We start from the raw sequence: 22,156 nt of genomic DNA, 5'->3' as shown, positions 1-22,156 counted from the left end.
CAGGATGCGGCTCTTGGATGATGGTCACAATGTCATTGATCCCACCTTTTCGGACACGCCTGTCACTGCCGCCGCGGGAGCAGTGGCCTCCGCGAATTCCCTCGAATTGGATATGGGCGCGTCGTGCGCCAGCCACTACGCTTGTTCCTGTTTCGAGGGTGTCACGGCGGCCCGTCTGTCGACGCCGCGAAGCAGGATTTTTGCCCTCTTGCCTGCGAGCCATAACGTGTCATCCCCGACTTCCCCTCCCATTGCTCCAGCTGGCCCCGCGCCCTTCGATGGCCGCCTGGCGGTAGGGCTTTTTGGCGTTCTGATCGCTGCGCTGACCTCCGGCATCAATGACCGTGTCACCGACATCACATTGATCGACACCCTCGGCGTGTTCGGCCTGGGCCATGACGAGGGCAGCTGGATCAGCACCGGTTACGCGGCGGCGGAAGTCTCGGCCATGCTCATTGCGCCCTGGCTGGCGATCACGTTTTCGATCCGGCGTTTCGCGATTGCCGTGACGGTGGTGTTCACACTGATGGGCCTGCTCATTCCGCTGGCGCCCAACCTGCCTGCCTTGCTGGTGCTTCGGGTGTTGCAGGGGCTGGCGGGCGGCGCTTTGCCACCCTTGCTGATGACCGTGGCGCTGCGGTTTCTGCCCTGGAATATCAAGTTGTACGGGCTATCGGCCTACGCGCTGACGGCGACCTTCGGCCCCAACCTGGCGATGCCGCTGGCCGCGTTATGGACCGAGCAAAGTGACTGGAGACTGGTGTTCTGGCAGATCGTCCCGGCGGGCTTCATTGGCGCGGCACTGATCGCCTACGGTCTGCCCCAGGACCCGCTGCGGCTTGAGCGCTTCAAACAGGCGGACTGGCTCGGCGCTGCGCTGGGCGTGGGCTGGATTGCCATGCTGGTCATCGCCCTGACCCAGGGCCAGCGTCTGGACTGGCTGGCCTCGCCGTTGATCGTCGCGATGCTGCTGGGGGCGGCGGTGTGCCTGCCGTTGTTCCTGATCAACGAGTGGTTTCACCCGCTGCCGCTGTTCAAGCTGCAACTGCTCGAGCGCCGCAATTTCGCTTTCGGCCTGGCGACGCTTTGTCTGTTCGTGGTGGTGGCCAGTGCCGGAGGCGCGATTCCCGCCGCCTACCTGATCGAGATTCAGCACTACCGCTCGCTTCAGGTGATGCCCATCGCGCTGCTGATCGCCGTCCCGCAACTGCTGCTCGCACCGCTGGTGGCCTTCGTCATCAATCGGCGCTGGCTGGACTCGCGCTACGTGCTGGCGGCAGGACTGATCCTGCTGACCGTCGCGTGCACCGGCGGCGCCTTTATCACCGGCGAGTGGATACGCGAAGACTTCTACCTGCTGCAGATGCTGCATGCCGTTGCCCAGCCGATGGTGGTCGTTCCGCTGCTGATGAACGCCACCGGGGTGATCGCGCCGATGGAAGGGCCGTTTGCTTCGGCGATGGTCAACGCACTGCGCGGTCTCGCGGCGGTGGTGGCAGGTTCTGCGGTTGAAAACTTCATGACCTGGCGCGAGCACCTGCATTCAAACGTGCTGCTCGACGCCGTCGCTTCACGCTGGCACACGCTGGCGCCGCCCAGGACGTCGGTGCCCATCACTGAACTCGCCGAGCGGGTCAGGACGCAGGCATTTGTCCTGAGTTTCAGCGACGCCTTTCTTGCGCTGTTGCTGGTCATCGCCGTGCTCTTCTGCATCTTGGTGATCCTGCCCAAACGCGCCTATCCACCGCAACCTCCGGTCACGCCATGAAGCATAGAACCGCTATTTCCCTTGTTGCCGCGGCCCTGCTGCTGTGTGCCGTGTATGGCATTTATCGCCTGTTGAGCAGCGATTCGGTGCAGACCACCGACGACGCCTACGTCCGTGCAGATTCGGTGTTCGTGTCGTCGAGGGTGTCAGGCCAGGTGGCGAAAGTGTGGGTCGAGGACGATGAAGCGGTGCAGGTCGGGCAGCCGCTGGTAGAGCTGGATGACCGCGATTTTGCCGTCGCCAGGGCTGCGGCGGCGGCCGGTGTTCAGGGCGCCGAGGCTGAAATCAAAAACCTCTCGGCCGGCATCGAGCGGCAGGCGGCGGTGATTGACCAGGCGGCGGCCACCACGCGTTCTACCGCGGCGCTGATCAAGTTCGCCGAATACAACGCGCAGCGTTATCTGAATCTGTCGGCTTCCGGGGCCGGCACCCAGCAGGAGCGGCAAAAGGCCGAGGCTGACCTGCACCGGCTTCAGGCCACCCGCGATCGCGACGACGCGGCGAGGGTCGCAGCGTTGAAAACCCTCGACGTGCTCAAGGCGCAACGTGAAGCGGCCAGGGCCATCCTGGCCCGCGACGAGGCTGCGCTGCGTCAGGCCGATCTGAACCTCTCCTACACCAAAATCGCCGCACCGCAAGCTGGCATGGTCGGGCAACGTTCGGTGCGGGTCGGCGCCTATGTGTCCCAAGGGCAACCGCTGCTGGCGGTGGTGCCGCTGGCGCAGGCCTTCGTCGTCGCCAATTTCCGCGAGACGCAGCTCTCGCACATGCGCCAGAACCAGCGCGTCGAGATCCGTGTGGACAGCGTCGCCGGTCAGCGTTTCAGCGGGCGCATCGCCAGTGTGGCGCCGGCCAGCGGTGTGTCTTTTTCGGAGATCGCCCCAGACAACGCCACCGGTAACTTCACCAAGGTCACCCAGCGCATCCCGGTAAAAATCGTTTTCGATGCCGATCAACAGGGGCTTGAGCGGCTGCGGGTCGGCATGTCGGTGGTGGTCAGCGTCGACACCGCTCAGGAGCAATGACATGAAGCGCGCCATGTTGTCATTGGCACTGCTTGGCCTCGGCGCGTGTACGGTCGGCCCTGACTTTCACCCGCCCCGGGCGCAGCTGCCCGATCAATGGGAAACCGTCCCGGATTCCGCGACCTCCGTGGGCGGGGCCGTGGACCGCCGTTGGTGGCAGCAGCTGGGTGATGCGCAACTGACTGCTCTGGTCGAGCGTGCGGCGAAGTCCAATCTGGATGTGCGCACCGCCAGCAACCGCCTTGAGCAGAGCCGGGTCCTGCGCGATGTGACCGGCAGTCAGCAGTACCCGGGTGTGAGCGCCAGCGGCGCTTATCAGCGCGACCGCAACAGCCAGAAGGGCTTGCTCGACCCTTCCAACCGCGACGGTCAGTCGCCCTATGAGGTCTGGACCGCGACCCTGGATGCCAGCTGGGAAGTCGACCTGTGGGGGCACGTTCGCAGAGACGTCGAAGCCGCCGACGCGGAGCTGCAACTCACCTCGGCGCAGCGCGATGGCGTCTTGCTCAGCATCGCCGCTGAAACCGCCACCGATTACATCCGGCTGCGCGGTGTTCAGGCGCGGCTGGCGGTCGCGCGGGAAAACCTGGACATCGCGCGACAGAGCGAGCGCCTGACCCGGCTTCGTTTCGACAACGGCGTGACCACGCAACTGGACACGGCCAACGCTGCCGCGCAGGTCTCGACCATTGCAGCGACATTGCCAGTCCTGCAGGCGCAGCAGGACACCCTGATCAATGCGCTGAGTTACCTGCTTGGCGAGCCGCCACGCGCCCTCGACGCGCAACTGCGCGAAGCGAAAGCGATTCCGCAGCCTGCCGCGTCTGTGCCCCTAGGGTTGCCGTCGGAGCTGGCCCGGCGTCGACCGGATATCCAGCAGAGCGAGGCCGCGCTGCACCGTGCGACTGCCGCGATCGGCGTCGCCCAGGCAGATTTTTATCCGCGGGTGAGCCTCGGCGCGAGCATGGGCTTTCAAGCGTTGAACGGCGCTGATCTGGGCGCGTGGAACTCGCGGCAGTGGTCGTATGGGCCGAGCCTGTATCTGCCGATTTTTCAGGGTGGCCGTTTGACCGGCACCCTTGAGTTGCGCAAGCGCCAGGAGCAGGCGGCCGCGCTGGATTATCAGCGCGTGGTGCTCGGCGCCTGGCATGAGATCGACAACGCCCTGACGGATTACGCGGCCGAAACCCGACATCACGCCGCCCTGCAGCAGGCGGTGCAGCACAACAGTGACGCGCTCGCCATTGCCCGCGATCGCTACCACCAGGGCGCGACGGATTTCATCAATGTGCTGGCGGTGCAGCGGGCGCTGCTCGCCACGCAAAGCGAGCAGGTGGACAGCGCCACGGCAGCCGCCATCGACCGCGTGCATCTCTACCGGGCACTGGGCGGTGGCTGGCCATCGCCCTGACGCAGGCAAGACAAGCAAGGCAAGACAAGGAAAGGCAGCGGCAAACGTAATCACGATTGACCCTACGGCAATCAACCTCAACCGACACTCTGGAATCCAATGAATACCGAAATCTTGATCGCAGGCGCCGGCCCCACCGGTTTGACACTGGCATTGCGGCTGGCGCGGATGGGCGTTGCGTTCCGCATCATCGAAGCGAGCAGCGGCCCGGGTCAGGCGTCGCGCGCGATGGTGGTGCAGGCGCGGACCCTGGAGTTCTATCAGCAACTGGGGCTGGCGGATGAACTGATCGAGCGCGGCATCCGCATCGACAGCATTCATTACAGTGAAGAAGGGCGCGACATTGCCAGTCTCTCCTGGGGCGATGCCGGCAAGGACCTCACGCCTTACCCGTTTGTGCTGTCGTTCCCTCAGGACGATCACGAACTCTTTCTGGTCGAGCAGTTGAAGAAGCTGGGCGTCGAGGTGGAGTGGGGCGTTGCGCTGCAGCGTTTCGAACAGCAGGCCGAGCATGTCGTTGCCACGCTGAGCCGAGGCGGTGTCGAAGAAGTGTGCCAGGCCCGATACCTGTGTGGCTGCGAAGGCGCGCGCAGTGTGGTGCGCAAGCAATTGCAGGTCGGATTTCCCGGCGGCACCTATAACCAGCTGTTTTATGTGGCCGACGTGGCCCTCGAAGGCCCCGCCAGCACCAACGTTTACCTGCACGCCGGCAAGCACAACATGGTTCTGATGGCGCCCGTGCGCAGCAGTGGCATGCAGCGCCTGATCGGCATCGTTCCGCCCGAGCTGGACGGGCACGAAGGGCTGACCTTCGAAGACCTTCGCCCCGGCGCAGAAGCGATGCTGGGTGTTACGGTCGGCAAGGCCAACTGGCTGTCGACCTATCGCGTTCACCACCGGGTGGCTGAACATTTTCGCGTCGGCCGTGCCTTTCTGCTCGGCGACGCGGGGCACTTGCACAGCCCCGCGGGCGGCCAGGGCATGAACACCGGGATTGGCGATGCGGTCAACCTGGCCTGGAAGCTCGCGGATGTCGTTCAGGCGCGCGCTCCCGAAACCTTGCTCGACACCTATGAAACCGAGCGCATCGCGTTCGCGCGCAAGCTGGTCGAGACCACCGACAAGGCGTTCGAAGGGATGGTCGGCGAGGGCTGGCGCAGCATATTCCTGCGCAACTGGATGCTCCCGCATCTGGCCCCGGTGCTGAGTCACTTCAACGGTTTTCGCAAAACGCTGTTCCAGACCCTTTCGCAGACCCGCATCAGATACCGTGACAGCGCCATCAGCGAAGGCCATGTCGGCGATCTGCATGGCGGTGATCGGATGCCGTGGACGGGCGATAACTTCGGCCATGCCGCCACGTTGTACTGGCACGTGCAGGTCTTCGGCGAGGCGAGCGCAGACCTCGAACGCGAGGCCCGCCGGGCGGGTGTGCCGGTGCTCAGCTTCCCGTACTCGGCACTGGCGAAATCCAACGGCGTCAAGGCGCATGCTGCCTACCTCGTCCGCCCCGACAGCCATATCGCGCAGGTCATGGAACATCAGGATCCGCACGTGCTGCTGGGGTTCCTGCAGCGGCACGGCCTGACGCTCGCTCAATCAGGCGTAGGCGTCAGCTCGGCCTGACCGCGTCTTGCGGGGTGAGGATCAGATCGGCGTGTTCATGAGTTCACGCACGCGAGCGGCCAGTGTTTCAATGGCAAAGGGCTTGGTCAGCACATGCATGCCAGGCTCAAGTTGGTTATCGCCGATGGCCGCGCTTTCCGCGTAGCCGGTGATGAATAACGTTTTCAGTCCCGGACGGAGCTCGCGCGCGGCGTCCGCCATCTGGCGTCCGTTCATACCGCCGGGCAAACCCACATCGGTGACCAGCATGTCGACTCGCACGTCGGAGCGAAGCAGCTTCAGTCCGCTGGCACTGTCCGCCGCCTCCATGACTGAATAGCCAAGCTCGCTCAGCACCTCTGTCACCAGCATGCGCACCGTGGGTTCATCATCCACAACAAGGATCGATTCACCAATGCCTGCAGTCTGAGTGGCGGCATCAAGTATGTGCGCTTCATTGGAGCCGGGATTCCCGTGGTAGCGGGGGAGGTAGATGGACAGCGTTGTCCCTTGCCCGACCACCGAGGCGATGCGAACCTGCCCCCCGGATTGCTTGGCGAAACCGTAAATCATCGAGAGGCCCAGGCCAGTACCCTGGCCAATGGGTTTTGTGGTGAAGAAGGGGTCGAATGCCTTCGCCACGACGCTGGCAGGCATGCCGGTCCCGTTGTCGGTCACGCTGAGGGTCAGGTATTCGCCCTCGGTGACCTCCAGCAGCGGTGCTTCCGCTGATCCCACGACCTGACAGCGGGTTTCGATGGTAATGCTGCCGCCGTCCTGCATGGCATCCCGCGAGTTGATGCAAAGATTCAGCAGCGCATTTTCCAGCTGGCTCGCATCGACCCGTGCGACGCAGCTGTCCGGCGAGCCTGCGGTCTGCACGGTGATGCTGGGCCCCACGGTACGCTGGATCAGTTCTGTCATGCCTTCGACAAGGCTGTTGATTTCGGTGGGCCGAGGATCGAGTGTCTGTCGACGGGAAAACGCAAGCAGCCGGTGAGTCAAGGCAGCAGCACGTTTGGTGGCGCCTTGTGCCGTCGTCAGGTAGCGGTCGACATCTGTCAGACGGCCTTGCGCAAACCGCGCACCCAACAACTCCAGCGAGCCCGAGATACCCGCAAGCAAGTTATTGAAGTCATGGGCAAGCCCGCCCGTGAGTTGCCCCACTGCTTCCATCTTTTGCGACTGGCGCAGCTTTTCCTCGGCCTGCATCAACGCCGCGGTGCGCTCCGCCACGCGCTGTTCCAGGGTCTCATTGAGCGTACGCAGGGCGGCGGTTGCCAGGTCGCGCTGGGCTTCGACCGAACGCCGCTCCTCCACATCGATCAAGACACCCGGAAAACTCACGGGCGTGCCTTCGTCGTTGAATTCAACCCGGCCGTTGGCCTCAATCCAGTAGTATTTGCCGTCAGCCCGACGGACGCGATACTGGTGGGCATAGGCACCGCCGCGAGCCAGCGCTTCACTGATCGCCGTCATGAGCCCTGCCCGGTCCTCCGGATGGACGGTTGCCACCACCTGTTCCAGTCTGAGTCCTTCCCGGCCAAGCGCCGGGTCGAGGCCAAAGGCTCGGGCAAACGCTTCATCCACGGTGAAACTGTCGCTGGGCAAGTCCCAGTGCCAAGTGCCGAAAATGGCCCCGGCTGCGAGGGCCAGCTGCACACGCTCGACGTTCGCACGTGCGATGGCTTCGCTCTGACGCAGACGTTCCTCGGCATCACGCCGCCCCGTCACGTCGTTGAAGATGATCGCAATTTGACATTCGGCAGGATCGCCAACGGGTACGGCGCGCACGTCAAACCAGCGCTGAAAGGCTTTGGCGTAGCTTTCGAATGTGGCCGGCACGCGGGTCCTGGCCACCCGCCCGTAGGTGTCGAACCAGAATTGCTCCAGATCCGGGGCAAATTCCCTGACCCACTTCCCGCGCAGGTTGACGCCAGCCTCACGTTCGAACGCCGGGTTGGCTTCAACAAAGCGATAGTCGACCGGGTAGTCATTTGCATCGAACTTGACCTGAACAATGGCGAAGGCGGCTTCGATCGTTTCCAGAATCGTCCTGAAACTCTCCTCGCTTTGACGCAGTGCGGCTTCGGTGTCGCGAATCGGCGTGAGATCGAGCATCGCGCCGATCATGCGCACGGCGGCGCCTTGAACGTCGCGGATGACGTGCCCGCGGTCGAGGACCTGAGCGTAGGTGCCGTCCACCCGGCGAAACCGGTACTCTTCACTCCAGCCAGTCTGCCTGCCGTCTATCACGTTATGGATCGAGGTGACGATGCGGTGCCTGTCATCGGGGTGAATCTGTGCGATCCACCAGTCGCCGGTCATCTCGACCGTGGCAAGCGGATGCCCGTAGACCCGTTCCAGCGCGTCGTTCCACAGGACGTGGTTTTCTTTGAGGTCCCAGTCCCAGATCGCATCGTTGGTGGCTTTTACAGCGAGACGGTAGCGGGTCTGCGCGTCTTCGATCGCCTGCTCGGCCACTTCTTCGGCGGCGGGCTCAGCCGTATTGTCGAGCGAGCCCGCGACAGCGTTCTGTCGTGGGCCGGTGCAAAGGCTTTCCAGCCTCAGGGCTTCACTTCTCTTCAATGCCGACCGCAACTGCATGACTTCAGCCTCAAGGGCTTCCCGGGTCAAATGCTTCAAGTGTCCACCTGCAAACGTAACGTGATGACCTGAGGTCGGAGGTGCGCCATGCGCCATCCGGGACTGCGCCAGCCGGCTGATCCAGCGGTATCGGCGGCCAGCGTTTTACGCTGCATGCTGGCAATGCAATTCGGCTTTCAGAAAGGACTCGGGCAGAAAGACAAAGGTTCCGCCGCGGGATCGTCCAGACGCTTGGCGTGGGCGTCGTGCCTCAGCCTGCGTTAAACCGGCTACCGAGCGTCGAGTGAAAATGCTCGACCAGAAAATCCACAAACACGCGCGTTTTGGCGGGCAGGGCCTTGCGGGCGGAAAAGTAGACGGAGACCGAACCCAGATCCACATACCACTCAGGTAACAGCCGAATCAGTTCGCCGTTCTGCAGCCAGGGCCAGGCGCGCTCCATTGGTACCAACGCCACGCCAAGGCCCATGCGCGCGCAACCGCATAACGCTTCCGGGTCATTCATGATTGCCGTCGGGTCAAGATCCAAATCAAAGGTCTCGCCCACGCCGTTGCGCAGCGTCCAGGCGCGCAGCCGGCCGGTGTCGGTCGAGCGCGTGACGACACCCGGCTGCCCCTGCAAATCCGCTGGCGTTTGCGGCAGGTTTCGGCCTTCGAGCCAGTCGGGTGAGGCCACGGCCACCAGATGCAGCTTCGCCAGTTCTCGCGCGACAACGCCGGGAGACAGCTCCATGCCACCGCCGATCGCCACGTCAAATCCGTCGCCGATCAAGTCAGCACGGGCAAGCGCCAGGTGCCAATCGGGGATGACGGCCGGGTATTTTTCCTTGAAGGGCTTGAGCAACGGCAGCAAGTAGTCGTAGGCGAAGGAGGGCGCCACATTGACCCGAAGGCGACCGGCCGGGACATTGCGATTGTCACCTACCTGCGCGACGGCGGCCTGAATGGTCTCCAGGCTGTCGGCAACCTGCGCATAAAAGGCTTCGCCTGCTTCCGTCAGGGTCAGGCTGCGGGTGTTGCGCTGAAACAGCCGGGTGCCCAGATTGCTTTCAAGACGCGCCACATTCTTGCTCACTGCCGCAGCGGAAACGCCCATGCGCCGGGCTGCTTCGGAGAAACTCCTGACTTGCGCAGCTCGCACAAACGACTCCAGATTGCCCAGGGTTTCCATCGATGCCTCCAACGTTTGGTTGAAGCTGATTCTACCCATACAAGACTAATTCATCCGGGTGAATGACTGCACAGTGAGCGTTCTCTCAACGCAAACAGGTGAACGTCGATGGGCAAGATTCTGGTAACAGGGGCCACGGGGCGACTGGGCAACGCGGTCGTGCATGCGCTGGTGCAACGGGGCGACGCCGGCGACGTGGTGGGTCTGGCGCGGGATCCTGTCAAAGCGCAGCCGTTGACCTCATTGGGTATCGAGGTGCGCTACGGCGATTACACCGATTACGACGCCCTTGTGAGCGCGTTCCAGGGTGTAGAGAAGATTTACATGGTGTCCGCTGTAGCCTTCAGCGATCGGATCGCCCAGCACAAAAACGTGATCGATGCCGCCCGCCGCGCCGGCGTCGGCCATGTGATGTACACCGGCATCCAGCGGCTCGACGATGTGCTGTGTCCGATCGAGGGCGTCACTGACAGCGACATTGCCACTGAAAACCTGCTGAAGCAGTCGGGACTGGGGTACACCGTGCTCCGGCATCCGTTGTATGCCAACGATCTGCCGATGTTCATCGGCCCCAATGCGATCAATGCAGGCTTCGCGGCGCCCGCCGGCAACGGCAGAATTGCGCTGGCCTGTTATCAAGAGCTGGCTGAAGCCGGTGCCGTCCTGCTCAGGCAGAGCGCGCATGATAATCGCAGTTATCTGCTGAACAGCGGCAGTCTCTGGTCCTTCGCTGACATCGCCAACGCGTTGTCCGGGCTGGCGGGCAAGGCGGTCTCCTATGAGCCCATCTCGTCAGCAGCTTTCCTGCAGGCCCGTGAAAGCGAAGGCTGGCCTCCACACGTTGCCCGATTTATCGCCGGCTGGTACGCGGCGATCAAAGCCGGCGCCTTCGACCAGGCCAGTACCGACCTCGAAAAAGTGCTGGGGCGAAAACCCAAACAGCTTTCGGCGCTGCTCAAGGATGCATTCGGGCTTTGAGCGAGTGTTTTAAACGGCAATCGAGAATGCGCTTGACCTTGCCGCCATGGAAAGGTCTAGCGTGACGGCTTCGTATCTACCCTCATCCAGGATGCTCCGTCATGAAAAAGATTGCCGCCGTTGTCAGCGTAATTGCTCTGCTTGCCGTAACAGCCGTCAGGGCTGACCAGACGGAGGACGTCAAACAGATGCATGAGGCCTACCGGCAATCAATGGGCGCCATGAAAGACGACATGCATCACGGGATGATGAGTGACGACCCGGACGTTGCCTTCGCGGCGGGCATGCTGCCTCACCACGAAGGCGCGGTGGAGATGGCGAAGATCGAGCTTAAATACGGCAAGGATCCGGAGATGCTGGAACTGGCGCGACAGATTGTGGCGGCGCAGGCGGCGGAAATCACGCAGATGAAGAATTGGCTGAAGGCGCATCCCGCTCATTAATCCCGCAGTTTTCATGTGCCTCGCTACGGTGTACCGAGGCGAGGGACATGCCCTGGACCTGTCTACGCCCGGTCAATGCGCCCGGAGTAGCAACCCTGTTTGGCATTGTGGACGTGGACTCCCTCGATTCCTCGCATTGGTGGGCGGGTATTCGCCGATGAGCGCCGGAGAGTTGACCAGCGGCATCGGCGTATTGGGCGACACGTATACCCAGGATCAGCAGATCGCTGAAGCTGCCATTCAAGGGACCGGTCTTGAACTGTAATTTCAGAACGGCACGTGCCAGCCAATATTCATCCCACTCCGGCGATCAACTTTCCTTCATGGGGTCCGCCAAACAACCGGATAAAAGCTTCAGAAATCGCGTCAATCCCTATGAATTCTGACCGGTATTTGATTTTGCCTTGTGCCACGCACGGCCCGTCCTCGGCGAGGAATTCCGGGAAACTGTGGAAATGGTCTGGAGTCGCGAATCCGCGCACTTTGATAAAACGATAAAGTAACAACTTCAGCAGATCAGGAAGCCGGTTCGGCCCCTCGGTGCTGCCTGGGAAGTCGTACTGTGCGATGGCGCCGCAGACCGATGCAGAAATCAGATCAACACCCAACGTCCCCAACTCAGGCGCCCCTCCGTTCGCGAGGCCGTCAATGCGTTGCTGATGGATTCGGCAGTGGGTCTCGAGATCCCTGCCACGGTGGACGCTGGGTCACTCGCTCGCTTCGTGCAAAACGTGCAGTTCGGCATGTCAATCCAGGCCCGCGACGGTGTGACCGTCGAGGAACTGGAGCAGGTCGCCAGGGTGGCAATGTCGGGCTGGGATGCGCAGGTTCGGCGGCTGGATTAATCAACGGCCCCTAAATCCATGGGGCTTGGTCACGCGCGCCAGGCGTGGGGTTCCAGAAATTCATCCAGCGTCAGTCGAGCGACGCTTGCGGTGTAGTTAGTCATGGTCGAAGCCGCTTCTACGAGTATGACTTCAAGCAGCAGCGCCTGATCGAAGCCTGCCTCAAGGAATGCCGCGATCGCTTGGTCATCAACTTGCCCACGATGTTCGATCAGCGCCCGGGCAAGGCGCGAGAGAGCGGCGAGCCTGGCGTCCTGTGGCAGCTGGCGTTGACGAATCGCTTCGACGTCAGCTTCGGTCAAGCCCTCTTTGAGTCCTAAAAATGAATGGAACGCCACGGCCCACGCGGCCGAATTTGTCACCGCGTTGGTTAGCAGCAGCACCTGGATTTCGGCCTCGGTGAAGCTGCCGCCGTGCACCTGTCCAAACACGGCCACTAACCCGTTGATCAATTGGCTGGAGCTCGCCATGACGCCAGCAACCCCCGGAACCCGGCCAAAGGCCTGGGCAAGACCGCTGAGGGCAGGGCGAGAGCGTTCAGGTGCTGTGTCGAGTGTGTAGACGGGAAAATGAGTCATGAGCATGTCCTGTGAAGTCGGGCCAAGTGTTCTGGAAAACAACGTGGCCAGCTTATTGGCAGGGGTTCATGGGCAACAATTACCTGGCAGGTAATCACTACCTGGCAGGTAATCACGGCGGAGCTTCAGCCTTCAGCGTCGTCATCGTTCAACGTCTTCATCAACTCCAGATGCAAGGCGTCAGTGGCATCGTCAGCGGGAAACATGCACTCGATGCGCAGTTCCTGAGAGGCCACCGTCAGCGGAGTGCCGACCGTACTCACCATCGAAAAGTAGTTGAGCACTGCGCCTTGGTGGAGGAAACCCAGCGGTACCATGGGCAAACCGGATTCGCTCCCGGAAAAACCCTGAGATTGCCACTCGGCGCGCACCTCGGGATAGGCAAACAGCGCGTCCAGCAAATGCCGGGTCTGGGGGTCGATTACTTGGCCCAGGGACTCGCGACGCACCCGCTGAATCAGACTACGCGCCACGACTTCCCAGTTGGCGATGTGCGGGCGAAGCCCTTGAGGATCGAAGATCAGATGCAGCATATTGCGCGGCCCGGTGCGGGCAGTCATGTCGATGAAGCAGTTGAAGAAATGCAGCGTTGAGCGACTGACCTCCAATACGTTCCAGTAACGGTCCATCACCAAAGCGGGAAATGGCTCCTGTTGCTCCAACACGCGACGCGCGGCAGCGCTGACCCGGGCCATCTCCTGAGTGCTCCAGCCGGCCTCGGAATACATCGGTGCGTAGCCCGCCGACAGGAGCAACATGTTGCGCTCGCGCAATGGCACCTCCAGGGACTGGGCAAGGTCCAGCAGGGTCTGTCGACCGGGCACACTGCGGCCACTTTCGATGAAGCTGATCTGCCGTTGCGAAATCCCGGCGTCCAGCGACAGCGCCAACTGACTGACGCCACGCACATCTCGCCAGTAGCGCAGCAGGCCGCCCAGCTCTTTTGACACGTTGGACGCGAGGCGGATGGTGCGCATAGGGTGACCTCTTGAGCGGGTGGGCGGATGAGACTTTAGCGAAACCGGGCCAGGTCGTCACAATGATCCGGGAGACGATTGGCTGAAGTGGCACCGCGCGCGGACGTGGCTGTCGACGCGCTGCGCTCTAATGAGACGAGTGCATCGCACAGCTGCACGCCCTGCGTAATTTTCTGGCCGAGCGAGCCGAGCAGGCTTGGCCTCTGATCAGCGAGGATCTAACCCCCGCGCTAATGGCGCCAAGACCCATGGGGCAATTCAATGCGTCGGTCAGCCTCAGCCAGTGCGGTCTTCAGCGCCTCCTTGTTCAATGGAATGCAGTAAGCCGGTTTGGCCCGTTCGAACCGCCAGCTTTCATCAAGATTGCCGGCGTCGACCGCGTCAAATCCCACCTCGTCCAGTAGCCTGATCGCCAGCGCCTTCGCCGCAGGATCATCGGCCGCCACCGGCAATGCGCGTCGGTCGTGCGCCTGACCTGGGCGGGCATCGCGGAGAAGGTCATCGGCCAGGATCGCATTGAACACCTTCACCACAAGGGCGCCAGACAGATGCTCCGCAAGCAGCCTGCTGGTGGTGGTTTCAAACGCATCGAGCGCCGGTATAGGGCCGTCGCGCTCGGGGTAGTAGTTGTTGGCATCCAGCACCGTTTTACCCTCAAGCCACTCTGCGGACAGGCTTTGGTAGTGCATGAAGGGAATGGCCACGAGGACCACATCGCCAAAGGCAGCAGCGTCCTCAGTCGTGCCGATCTGAGCGCCGGGTATCTCGGCGAGCACGTCTTTCAGGGTATGCGGCCCGCGTGAATTGCTGAGCATGGCTTCATGACCTGCGGCGATGACCAATTGCGCCACTGCCTGCCCGATAAAGCCTGCTCCGATAATGCCGATGCGCATGTGATGACTCCGATGGTGTGCTGGAAGCGGCCATGATGATTGCGAACCTGCAGCAGATAAATAATCATCAGGCACTTAGTCTCGCCACCCGGAGTGTTGAATCATGGACCGTCTCAGCAGCATGGAAGCCTTCGTCACGGCGGCAGAATGCGGCTCCTACGCCAGGGCGGCCGAGCGAATGGGGCTGTCGCCGCAGATGGTCGCCAAGCACGTCGCCGCCCTTGAGCATCGGCTCGGCGCACGCCTGCTGAACCGCACCACGCGGCGCCAGAGCCTGACCGAACTGGGCCAGGCGTATCTGGAACGTTGCAGACACATCCTCAGTGAAGCGAAGGCGGCTGACTCCCTTGGCGAGATCATGAACGACACCCCGCGCGGCAAGCTCAAAATCAGCGCACCCATCACCTTCGGCTCCTCTTGCCTCATGCCCTTCGTGACGGAATTTCTGCGGCAGCATCCCGAGATTGAAATCGATCTGCAATTGACCAATCGCTTCGTTGATCTGGTGGAGGAGGGGTTCGACATCGCGTTCAGGATCGGCCCGCTTGAAGTGTCCAGCCTGACCGCCAGGCCGTTGGCGCCTTATCAACTGGTCGCCTGCGCGGCGCCTGGCTATCTGGCCGAACGCGGCGTGCCGCAACGTCCGCAGGACCTGAGCCAGCATGAGTGCCTGGGGTACGCCTGGTGGTCGCGGCCGACTGACCGCGAGTGGGTCTTCTGCAAAGGGCCAATGGTGGAGCGGGTTCAGGTGGCGAGTCGATTGAGGGTCAACGAGAGCCGCGCGTTACTCTCGGCCGCGCTGGACGGTTTCGGCATTGTGCTGGGCGCGCTGGAATACCTCGAGCCCGCCTTGCGCAGCGGCGCACTGGTGCGTCTGTTGCCGGATTACCAAGCGCCGAGCCGGCCCATGCATGTGCTCTACACCGCCAGCCGGCAGCGAACGGCCAAGCTGCGCCGATTCATTGATGCGGCATTGGTGCGTTTTGGTTAAGCCGTAGCAGGCGGGTGGCGATACCAGGCTCAGGCGTTGGCGGCCATCAGGCATCGGGCCGGCCGTCAGCATCCTTCAACGTGTCGATGCTCAGCCCGTCCCATACGCCCATCACATGAGTAATTGCGGCGTCCAGCGTTTCAAACGTCGCGCCGTCGCGGGCCAATACCGACATGCCCAGCATAAAGCTGTCGAACACCGTGGCCAGCGCGACCGGCGCCACCGTTCCGGGCAGTTCTCCCGCTGCGATGGCCCGTTCGATACACGCGACAATGGCGGCGCGGTTCAACGCTCGCGCATCCGCCAGTGGCTGGGAGATGGTTTTGCTTTCTTCGGTGGACGCACTGAGCAAACCCAGTGACACCAGACAGCCCTTGGGATGACCCGCCTCGCATTGCATGTGTGCCGAGCAACGCAGCGTGCGCTCGATCGCTTCCCTGGGGGCAAGGGCGGTGTCGAACAAACTGTCGGTCACGCGGCCATGGGTGTTCAGGTAGCGCTCCATGACTTCATTGAACAGCGCCTGCTTGGAGCCAAACGCGGCATAAAAGCTGGGCGCGGTAATACCGCCGCCGATGCTCGCCTTGAGCTGGCTGAGTGACGTTGCGTCGTAGCCATGTTCCCAAAACAGATGCAGTGCCTGGGTGATTGCCACGTCACGGTCGAACGTGCGCGGTCGTCCCATCTGAGCCATATGGATCTCCTTTAAAGTCACCTATCCAGCCACTTAAATACTAGTCGATACATAAGTTATTGACTACCCGGCCTTCGCTCTTTAGATTGCTACCGATCAGTATATTAGTCGGAGAATCGAATGATGACCCATGAGGGAAAGGCCACAAAGCTGCCGTATGGAGCGCTGCTGGCGCTGGCGATGACCGGCTTTATCTGCATTGTCACGGAGACGTTGCCAGCCGGGCTGTTGCCTGAAATTGGCAATGGCCTGGGCATATCGGCGTCGTTGGCAGGCCAGATGGTGACGGTGTACGCATTAGGGTCTCTGCTGGCCGCCATCCCGCTGACCATTGCCACGCGCCGTTGGCGGCGCAGGACGGTGCTGCTGCTCACCGTCGTCGGCTTTCTGCTGTTCAACTCCATCACGGCGCTGTCTTCGGTTTACTGGCTGACCCTGATTGCGCGATTTTTCGCAGGGGTTTCAGCGGGACTGGCCTGGAGCCTCGTTGGCGGCTACGCGCGGCGCATGGTCGAGCCCGCCTCACAGGGCCGCGCCATGGCGGTGGCGATGGTGGGTACGCCAATCGCGTTGTCACTGGGCGTGCCCCTTGGCACCTGGCTGGGCGGAGCGATCGGCTGGCGGATGTCGTTTGCCGTGATGTCCGGACTGACGCTGGTGTTGATCGCCTGGGTGCTGATCAAAGTGCCGGACTACCCGGGTCAATCGTCGTCCCGGCGCATGGCATTGGGTCAGGTTCTGTTCACGCCGGGCGTGCGTCCCGTCCTCGGCGTGGTGCTGACCTGGATGCTGGCCCACAACATTCTCTACACCTACGTCGCGCCATTCGTTTCCCTCGCCGGGCTGGGTCGCCATGTGGATCTGGTGCTGCTGGTGTTCGGCATTGCCGCGCTGGTGGGCATTTGGGTCGGGGGTCGTCTGGTTGATCGTCATCTTCGCACTGCGGTGCTGCTGAGCCTTGCCACCTTCGCCGGGGTTTCAGTGTTCTTCGGACTATTTTCGGGCTTCGCCACGGCGATTTACCTTGGCGTCTTCGTCTGGGGCCTGACCTTCGGCGGCGCCGCCACACTGCTGCAAACCGCACTGGCTGACGCAGCAGGTGAGGGCGCCGACGTTGCCCTGTCGATGAACGTGGTCGTCTGGAACAGCGCGATTGCCGGCGGCGGGCTTCTGGGTGGCGTGCTGCTCGATCACTGGGGCGCGGGCGCCTTTGCGTGGGTGATGTTGCTGGTGCTGCTGATCAGCCTGGCGATTGCGTTTCGTGCGCGGGCCCATGGGTTTGTGCAGGGCGAACGGTTTGCCGGGGAAGTGGCCGGCGCTCATTAAGATTTGCGCCGCTTGACCCTCTGCCCGGGTGGCGGCTTTTCCATCGGGCAACGTCGGCTCGCGCACCAGCATGATACTCAACAGCACCCCGGCGCCCAGGCAGAGCGCGATGCGCGGTTGAGGCGGGAGGGTCTCAGACGCGCTCGAAGGCTTCGGAACCTGCAATCGGCGTCCAGTTGAGCAGGGGCGTCAGGAAGTGCAGTTCGAAGCGGCGAGAGGTGAATCGCCACTGTTCATCGCGACGCTCGAAGCGGTCGTGGTAAAGGCCGCTGACCTGTACCGGGCCCTGTTCGCGATCATGAAACAGACAGTCCGCCGCAACGGTTGCCGTCGCCATCGCACCTTGGATATGAATCATTGGATTGGACATCCAGTGATGCATGTGCGGCATCTTTATCCAGTTGGCCTGCGCCATGGCGAGGATCTCCTCAAGGCCTGCCCCGGCGCCAAAACCCGGCAGGTCCAGCGTGGCGTCGTGGTGCCAAAGGCTGCGCAGCAAGTCGATGTCCATTAGGTCGAAGGCGTTGGCGTAGCCGAAAATGAGCGCTTCGATCGCTGCGTGGTTTTCCAGCGCTTCAAGCCGTGCAGCGAGCATTTCAATGTTCATGGTGTTTCCCCTCGGCAGCGTATGGGGTGTGTCTCCACTCTGTGGATTTGCCCTGACGGTGGCGAACGCGGACCAGTCCCGATCCCCCAGGCCCTGGGCGACAGCCGCCGACATGCCGGCGCGCACCACCCTCGCGGCAGGCAGCTCCTGGCCCATGGCGTCGGCGGCACTCAGCGCCAGGTTGACATCCTTCAGGCCCAGGGACAGCTTGAAGCCCGGCTCGTGAACGCGGTTGGCGATGTAATGCCCGTAGCGTTGGTAACTCGGGCAGGCGAACAGGGTTTGAGTGACGGTTTCAACGAATGCCGAAGGGGCTAGCCCGTAGGCCTCGACCAGGCGTGTTGCTTCGCCCAGCGATTCAATGGCCTGGGTGATCATCATGTTGCCGGCGATCTTGGCGATGCAGGCCTGCACAGGTCGCTCGCCCATCCGCCAGGTCTTTTTTCCGAGCACATCCAACAGCGGCTGGATCTTCTCGATCGCGCCAGCGGGGCCGGCCGCGAGGATGTTTGATTCACCCTGAGCCACCACCGCCGGCACCCCGAACACCGGGGCCGCGACCAACTCGATACCAGCCTGCTCGTGCCTGCCTTGCAGCTCATTGATCAAAGCGGGTGACAGTGTCGACATCACCACGTGAATGCAGCCCTGGCTGGCCCGCGCCAGTGCATCTGAAGACAGCAGCACCTGCCGCACCGCCGGATCATCGGCGAGCATGCTGATGACCACCTCTTGCTCAAAAGCAAGCGCGGGGTCAGCCAGCGCGGTCACGCCTTCAAGATGTGCCAGTGCCTGAGGGCTTCGGTTCCAGGCGCTCACGCGATGACCTGCCGCCATCAGCCGCGGGATCATCACCCGCCCCATGCTTCCCACTCCGATAAACCCGATGTTCATCAATGCCCCTCTGCCCATGGCTGTTTTGCTCGAGGAACCATTGTGCGAGCCGTGCGGTTGCTTAGGGACTGTCATTGCTGCATCTTCGGCGTTCACTTTTGTACGAGGTACGCCATGGACTGGAATGACCTGCGCGTCTTCCTGGCCGTCGCCCAAGGCGGCTCGCTGGGGGCCGCCGCAAAGCTGTTGGGCGTCAGCCATCCCACCGTGGGGCGGCGCCTGCATGTGCTGGAGCAGACCAGTGGTGAAGTGTTCTTTCGCCGCACGGCGACCGGCCTGGTGTTGACCGACAGCGGTGAGCGCATCTTCGAGCTGGCGCAAGAGATGGAGCGCAATGCGCTGACGATCGAGCGGCGCATTGCCGGCGAAAGTGATCAGTTCGAAGGCCTGCTGCGCATCTCGTCGGCGGACTGGTTTGCCGGCTATGTGCTCGGGCCGGTGCTGGCCGAACTGCTCCGGCGCCATCCCCTGATCGTGCCCGAACTGATCGCCGGACAGCGGCTGTCCGACCTGACACGCAGGGAGGCGGATATTGCATTCCGGATCGTCCCTTTCACGGAGCCGGACATCGTCCAGCGTCGCTTGGCTACCCTGAACTACGGTCTGTACGTGGGCGCACAGCAGTCGTTCTGTCCGGGTACGGACGGGGAAGGCGTCGGATTAATCACCATGGACACCGCCCAGGCGCATTACCCGGACGTCATCTGGCTGCGAGCACTGTACCCGCAGGCGCGTGTGGTCTTCACCAGCAGCAGCCGCACCGTGCAAGCGCGGATGTGCGCCCTCGGGCTTGGCGTCTGCGTATTGCCGCGCGCCCTGGGAGATCAGACCGCCGCGCTCAGGCTGCTGGACGTCGGCCAGGCGCCGCCCGGGCGAGATATCTGGATGGGCTACCACCACGACATGCGTCAGATGGACCGGCTACGCGCATTCGCGGACCTTGCCGGGCAGATCATTGGCGAAGACTGACGGGTCAGGCGTCAGCCTCCGGCACATAGGAAGCGACGCCGTTACCGAACGACCAGTCGTGTTTATCGTTGTTCGAGATAAACACCTGAATGTCCTCGCGGCGCATGCCCGGGCTGGCAGTGAGTTGATCGGCGATGGCGCGGTAAAGCGCCTGCCGCGTCGCCGTGTCGCGCCACCGGCTGGCGAGGATATGGATGAACACGACATCGTCCGTGCGCTCAACACCCATGAAACCCGGATCGTAGAAAAACAGCTCCTTCTCATATTGATCGATGACCTGGAATCGGTCGTCCGGCGGTACGCCGTAAGTCTCGACAAGCGCGTTGTGTACGCCATCGGCAATGGCGCGGAGTTGGTCAGGCGTTCTGCCTTTGCGCAGCGATATTCTTACAAATGGCATGGCGGCATTCCTTTACGTGAGTACGAGCGTTGAGATTGCTCGTGATGCTCGTATCGGAATAGCAGTAAGATCCGTCGGAAGCCATCAGGTATTCCGGTAGATAGCTATGCACGGTTTCGATATCGAACAACTGAAGACCCTTGTCGCTGCGGTTGACGCTGGCAGCCTTACGGCGGCGGTGCCGTTGCGCTATCGATCGCAATCGGCGCTCAGCGAGCAGCTCAACAAGCTGGAGGAAGCCGCCGGCGAACAGCTTCTGGTGCGCAGCAAGCAGGGCGTACGCCCCACCGTCGCCGGTCAGCGCCTGATCGCTCACGCGCGGCAGATACTCGCGTTGTCGGATGCGGCCTGGCGAGACATGCACAGCGTCCCCCTTGAGGGCGAGGTCCACATCGGGATTTCCGATTACGTTCGGCCCAGCCACCTGGCGACGCTGTTGGCGCGCATCGCTGAGCAATACCCCGGTTTGCGGATGCGCACCCAGATCGACAAGAGCGACGTCATCGCCACCGCTCATAGCAGCGGAGGGCTGGATCTGGCGATCATCCTGCGCACGACCGGATCTCCTTCCTTGTCCTCGGGAGATGTTCAAATACTGCGTACCGAACGGTTGTTGTGGGTGGCCGCCCGCAGCAAGCCGCTTCCGCTCAAAGACAAGGTCATCGAACTCGCGCTGTTGCCTGAAACCTGCTCGCTGCACAGGCTGGCGTGCAGCGCGCTGGATGCACACGGCATTCCTCACGTTGTCGCTCACATGGCGTCCGGTGTTGCCGGACTTCAAGCGGCTGTTGCGGCGGGTCTGGGCGTGGCGTGCCTCAATGCCTCTGCGGTCATCGAGGCCGATATGGTGGAAGTCACCGGCCTGAATCTGCCCGCGCTGCCGACAGCCGATATCGTTTTATTGCCATCGATCCGCAGCCGTGGAGCTGCCGGTGAGCGACTGAAATCGGTGGGACAGATTGTGGCCGCAACGTTGGCGCTGTAGAGGACGCCGTCCTGAGCGGCGCGACGTGTTCGTCCACCAAGCGGTCATTCCAACTGCCGCGCGCCTGTATCGGATAGAGCCCGGCGCGCATTAGTGGCTTGAATCGCCCTTGAACGACTGACCGGCAGCACCTGCGCAACAGCAAACACCCCCTCGAAAACCGTAAACCCGAGAATCAGAACACTCGCTCCGTGGGCGACCGCATAAAGCTGCCAGGTCGCGAACAACGTTCTCGCCAGTGCGTCGTACAACCCCACGCGGCGGCTCGGTCGCGCGAGGCGCCATAACGACCAGATCACCACCACGCTGCCGAGGAGGTTTGCGAACAGCATCCCGCTGACGTCCAGCACGGGCACTGGGCGTTCCAGTGCCAGAGCGGCCGACAGCGCGGCAAAGGTGTTGAACACCCATGCGGCCGTCCAGGGCGTCATGAAGCCCGCTGTCATTATCAAATCGTAAAAGGCGCTGCCTCTGACAAGGTGCCTGTTGGTCTTTGCGCTGATCATGATCATCCCTCACAGTGGAGCCCGCAGGCTAAAGCCTGGTCTTGGGTCCAGAGTCAACGTGAGCATTGAACGCATGAAAATAGGTGAAGTGGCATTGCGTGCGGGGGTGTCCGTGGACGCATTGCGTTTTTATGAAGAGAAAGGCCTGATCAAACCCCGGCGCAGTGCCAATGGCTACCGGCATTATCCGGAGGAAACTCTGCAGCTGGTGGGGTACATCAAGCTGGCGCAACAGCTGGGGTTTTCGCTGAAGGAAATTGGCGAAAACCTGCCGCTGCTGTGGAACAGCGAGCAGGTCTCCAGCGACCTGCTGGGGCGATTATTCGCTGAGAAGATCGCGTTGCTGGATGAGCGCATCGGGCAGATGCACGCGCTGCGCAATCGCTTGGCCGAGCGCGCCGGGCAGGTCTGTCCGCTGGTGGGCACTGGCGCCGCTGACGTGCGGTGAAGGACCACATCAGCTCGCAATTCCTGGACGTCAGT

The 22,156-nt window shown here is 62.3% G+C and carries 22 protein-coding genes; 12 read left to right on the top strand and 10 right to left on the bottom strand.

What is annotated here, in order from left to right; genetic code table 11:
- Positions 1–226 precede the first annotated feature (226 nt).
- From L4G42_RS21380 to L4G42_RS21365, 4 genes are all read left to right on the top strand, one after another.
- On the top strand, positions 227–1,768 hold the full coding sequence (locus L4G42_RS21380; RefSeq protein ID WP_237253384.1) for an MFS transporter: 1,542 nt from the start codon (positions 227–229) through the stop codon (positions 1,766–1,768).
- Positions 1,765–2,793, top strand: a complete 1,029-nt coding sequence (locus tag L4G42_RS21375) for an HlyD family secretion protein (RefSeq protein WP_237253383.1) — start codon at positions 1,765–1,767, stop codon at positions 2,791–2,793. The genes L4G42_RS21380 and L4G42_RS21375 overlap by 4 nt, the downstream gene beginning before the upstream one ends.
- Before the next feature lies 1 nt (position 2,794).
- Positions 2,795–4,204: an efflux transporter outer membrane subunit gene (locus tag L4G42_RS21370; protein WP_237253382.1), complete on the top strand. Its 1,410-nt coding sequence runs from the start codon at positions 2,795–2,797 to the stop codon at positions 4,202–4,204.
- A gap of 99 nt (positions 4,205–4,303) precedes the next feature.
- Entirely contained in the window at positions 4,304–5,830 is a 1,527-nt protein-coding gene (locus L4G42_RS21365) for an FAD-dependent monooxygenase (protein ID WP_237253381.1), read from the top strand.
- Between the two features lie 21 nt (positions 5,831–5,851).
- Here L4G42_RS21365 and L4G42_RS21360 read toward each other — a convergent pair whose 3' ends face one another.
- Together L4G42_RS21360 and L4G42_RS21355 are read right to left on the bottom strand one after the other, a co-directional pair.
- Positions 5,852–8,512, bottom strand: coding sequence for a hybrid sensor histidine kinase/response regulator (locus L4G42_RS21360; RefSeq protein ID WP_237259663.1), 2,661 nt, complete (start codon positions 8,510–8,512; stop codon positions 5,852–5,854).
- A gap of 154 nt (positions 8,513–8,666) precedes the next feature.
- Entirely contained in the window at positions 8,667–9,587 is a 921-nt protein-coding gene (locus tag L4G42_RS21355) for a LysR family transcriptional regulator (protein ID WP_237253379.1), read from the bottom strand.
- Between the two features lie 108 nt (positions 9,588–9,695).
- Between L4G42_RS21355 and L4G42_RS21350 the strand changes: the two genes are divergently transcribed.
- Positions 9,696–10,565 carry an SDR family oxidoreductase gene (locus L4G42_RS21350; protein WP_237253378.1) on the top strand — a complete coding sequence of 290 codons (870 nt, stop codon included), beginning with the start codon at positions 9,696–9,698 and terminating at the stop codon, positions 10,563–10,565.
- A gap of 101 nt (positions 10,566–10,666) precedes the next feature.
- Complete coding sequence (copM, locus tag L4G42_RS26085) at positions 10,667–11,008, top strand: CopM family metallochaperone (protein ID WP_272903984.1); 342 nt, start codon at positions 10,667–10,669, stop codon at positions 11,006–11,008.
- A 293-nt stretch (positions 11,009–11,301) separates the two neighbouring features.
- Here the strand turns inward: copM and L4G42_RS21340 are convergent, their stop codons facing one another.
- Positions 11,302–11,616, bottom strand: a complete 315-nt coding sequence (locus tag L4G42_RS21340) for an MDR/zinc-dependent alcohol dehydrogenase-like family protein (protein WP_237261185.1) — start codon at positions 11,614–11,616, stop codon at positions 11,302–11,304.
- A gap of 63 nt (positions 11,617–11,679) precedes the next feature.
- Between L4G42_RS21340 and L4G42_RS21335 the strand changes: the two genes are divergently transcribed.
- Entirely contained in the window at positions 11,680–11,853 is a 174-nt protein-coding gene (locus L4G42_RS21335) for a hypothetical protein (RefSeq protein WP_237253376.1), read from the top strand.
- A 29-nt stretch (positions 11,854–11,882) separates the two neighbouring features.
- On the opposite strand, the gene L4G42_RS21330 is transcribed toward L4G42_RS21335, so the two are convergent.
- The 3 genes from L4G42_RS21330 to L4G42_RS21320 form a co-directional block, all read right to left on the bottom strand.
- Positions 11,883–12,431 (bottom strand): carboxymuconolactone decarboxylase family protein, encoded by a 549-nt coding sequence (locus L4G42_RS21330; RefSeq protein WP_237253375.1) that lies wholly within the window; start codon positions 12,429–12,431, stop codon positions 11,883–11,885.
- A gap of 125 nt (positions 12,432–12,556) precedes the next feature.
- Entirely contained in the window at positions 12,557–13,408 is an 852-nt protein-coding gene (locus L4G42_RS21325) for a helix-turn-helix domain-containing protein (protein WP_237253374.1), read from the bottom strand.
- Between the two features lie 230 nt (positions 13,409–13,638).
- The gene (locus L4G42_RS21320; RefSeq protein ID WP_237253373.1) at positions 13,639–14,301 is read right to left on the bottom strand and encodes an NADPH-dependent F420 reductase; all 663 of its coding nucleotides are present in this window, start codon (positions 14,299–14,301) and stop codon (positions 13,639–13,641) included.
- Between the two features lie 103 nt (positions 14,302–14,404).
- Between L4G42_RS21320 and L4G42_RS21315 the strand changes: the two genes are divergently transcribed.
- Complete coding sequence (locus L4G42_RS21315; RefSeq protein ID WP_237259664.1) at positions 14,405–15,292, top strand: LysR family transcriptional regulator; 888 nt, start codon at positions 14,405–14,407, stop codon at positions 15,290–15,292.
- Positions 15,293–15,338: 46 nt separating this feature from the next.
- Here L4G42_RS21315 and L4G42_RS21310 read toward each other — a convergent pair whose 3' ends face one another.
- A complete protein-coding gene (locus L4G42_RS21310; RefSeq protein WP_237253371.1) occupies positions 15,339–15,986 on the bottom strand; it encodes a TetR/AcrR family transcriptional regulator in 648 nt (215 codons plus the stop codon).
- A gap of 120 nt (positions 15,987–16,106) precedes the next feature.
- Here L4G42_RS21310 and L4G42_RS21305 point away from each other — a divergent pair, with 120 nt between their 5' ends.
- Complete coding sequence (locus L4G42_RS21305; protein ID WP_237253370.1) at positions 16,107–17,312, top strand: MFS transporter; 1,206 nt, start codon at positions 16,107–16,109, stop codon at positions 17,310–17,312.
- 133 nt (positions 17,313–17,445) lie between these two features.
- Here L4G42_RS21305 and L4G42_RS21300 read toward each other — a convergent pair whose 3' ends face one another.
- Positions 17,446–18,813 carry an NAD(P)-binding domain-containing protein gene (locus L4G42_RS21300; RefSeq protein ID WP_237253369.1) on the bottom strand — a complete coding sequence of 456 codons (1,368 nt, stop codon included), beginning with the start codon at positions 18,811–18,813 and terminating at the stop codon, positions 17,446–17,448.
- Positions 18,814–18,927: 114 nt separating this feature from the next.
- Between L4G42_RS21300 and L4G42_RS21295 the strand changes: the two genes are divergently transcribed.
- A complete protein-coding gene (locus tag L4G42_RS21295; RefSeq protein WP_237253368.1) occupies positions 18,928–19,782 on the top strand; it encodes a LysR family transcriptional regulator in 855 nt (284 codons plus the stop codon).
- A 4-nt stretch (positions 19,783–19,786) separates the two neighbouring features.
- Here L4G42_RS21295 and L4G42_RS21290 read toward each other — a convergent pair whose 3' ends face one another.
- Positions 19,787–20,182: a tautomerase family protein gene (locus L4G42_RS21290; protein ID WP_237253367.1), complete on the bottom strand. Its 396-nt coding sequence runs from the start codon at positions 20,180–20,182 to the stop codon at positions 19,787–19,789.
- 106 nt (positions 20,183–20,288) lie between these two features.
- Here L4G42_RS21290 and L4G42_RS21285 point away from each other — a divergent pair, with 106 nt between their 5' ends.
- On the top strand, positions 20,289–21,167 hold the full coding sequence (locus L4G42_RS21285; RefSeq protein ID WP_237253366.1) for a LysR family transcriptional regulator: 879 nt from the start codon (positions 20,289–20,291) through the stop codon (positions 21,165–21,167).
- Positions 21,168–21,211: 44 nt separating this feature from the next.
- Here L4G42_RS21285 and L4G42_RS21280 read toward each other — a convergent pair whose 3' ends face one another.
- Positions 21,212–21,673 (bottom strand): hypothetical protein, encoded by a 462-nt coding sequence (locus tag L4G42_RS21280; protein ID WP_237253365.1) that lies wholly within the window; start codon positions 21,671–21,673, stop codon positions 21,212–21,214.
- A 73-nt stretch (positions 21,674–21,746) separates the two neighbouring features.
- Here L4G42_RS21280 and L4G42_RS21275 point away from each other — a divergent pair, with 73 nt between their 5' ends.
- Entirely contained in the window at positions 21,747–22,121 is a 375-nt protein-coding gene (locus L4G42_RS21275) for a MerR family transcriptional regulator (RefSeq protein WP_237253456.1), read from the top strand.
- Positions 22,122–22,156 lie beyond the last annotated feature (35 nt).

This window comes from Pseudomonas petrae (assembly GCF_021728295.1).
GTDB lineage: Bacteria > Pseudomonadota > Gammaproteobacteria > Pseudomonadales > Pseudomonadaceae > Aquipseudomonas > Aquipseudomonas petrae.
This window is presented reverse-complemented; position numbering and strand designations above follow the sequence as displayed.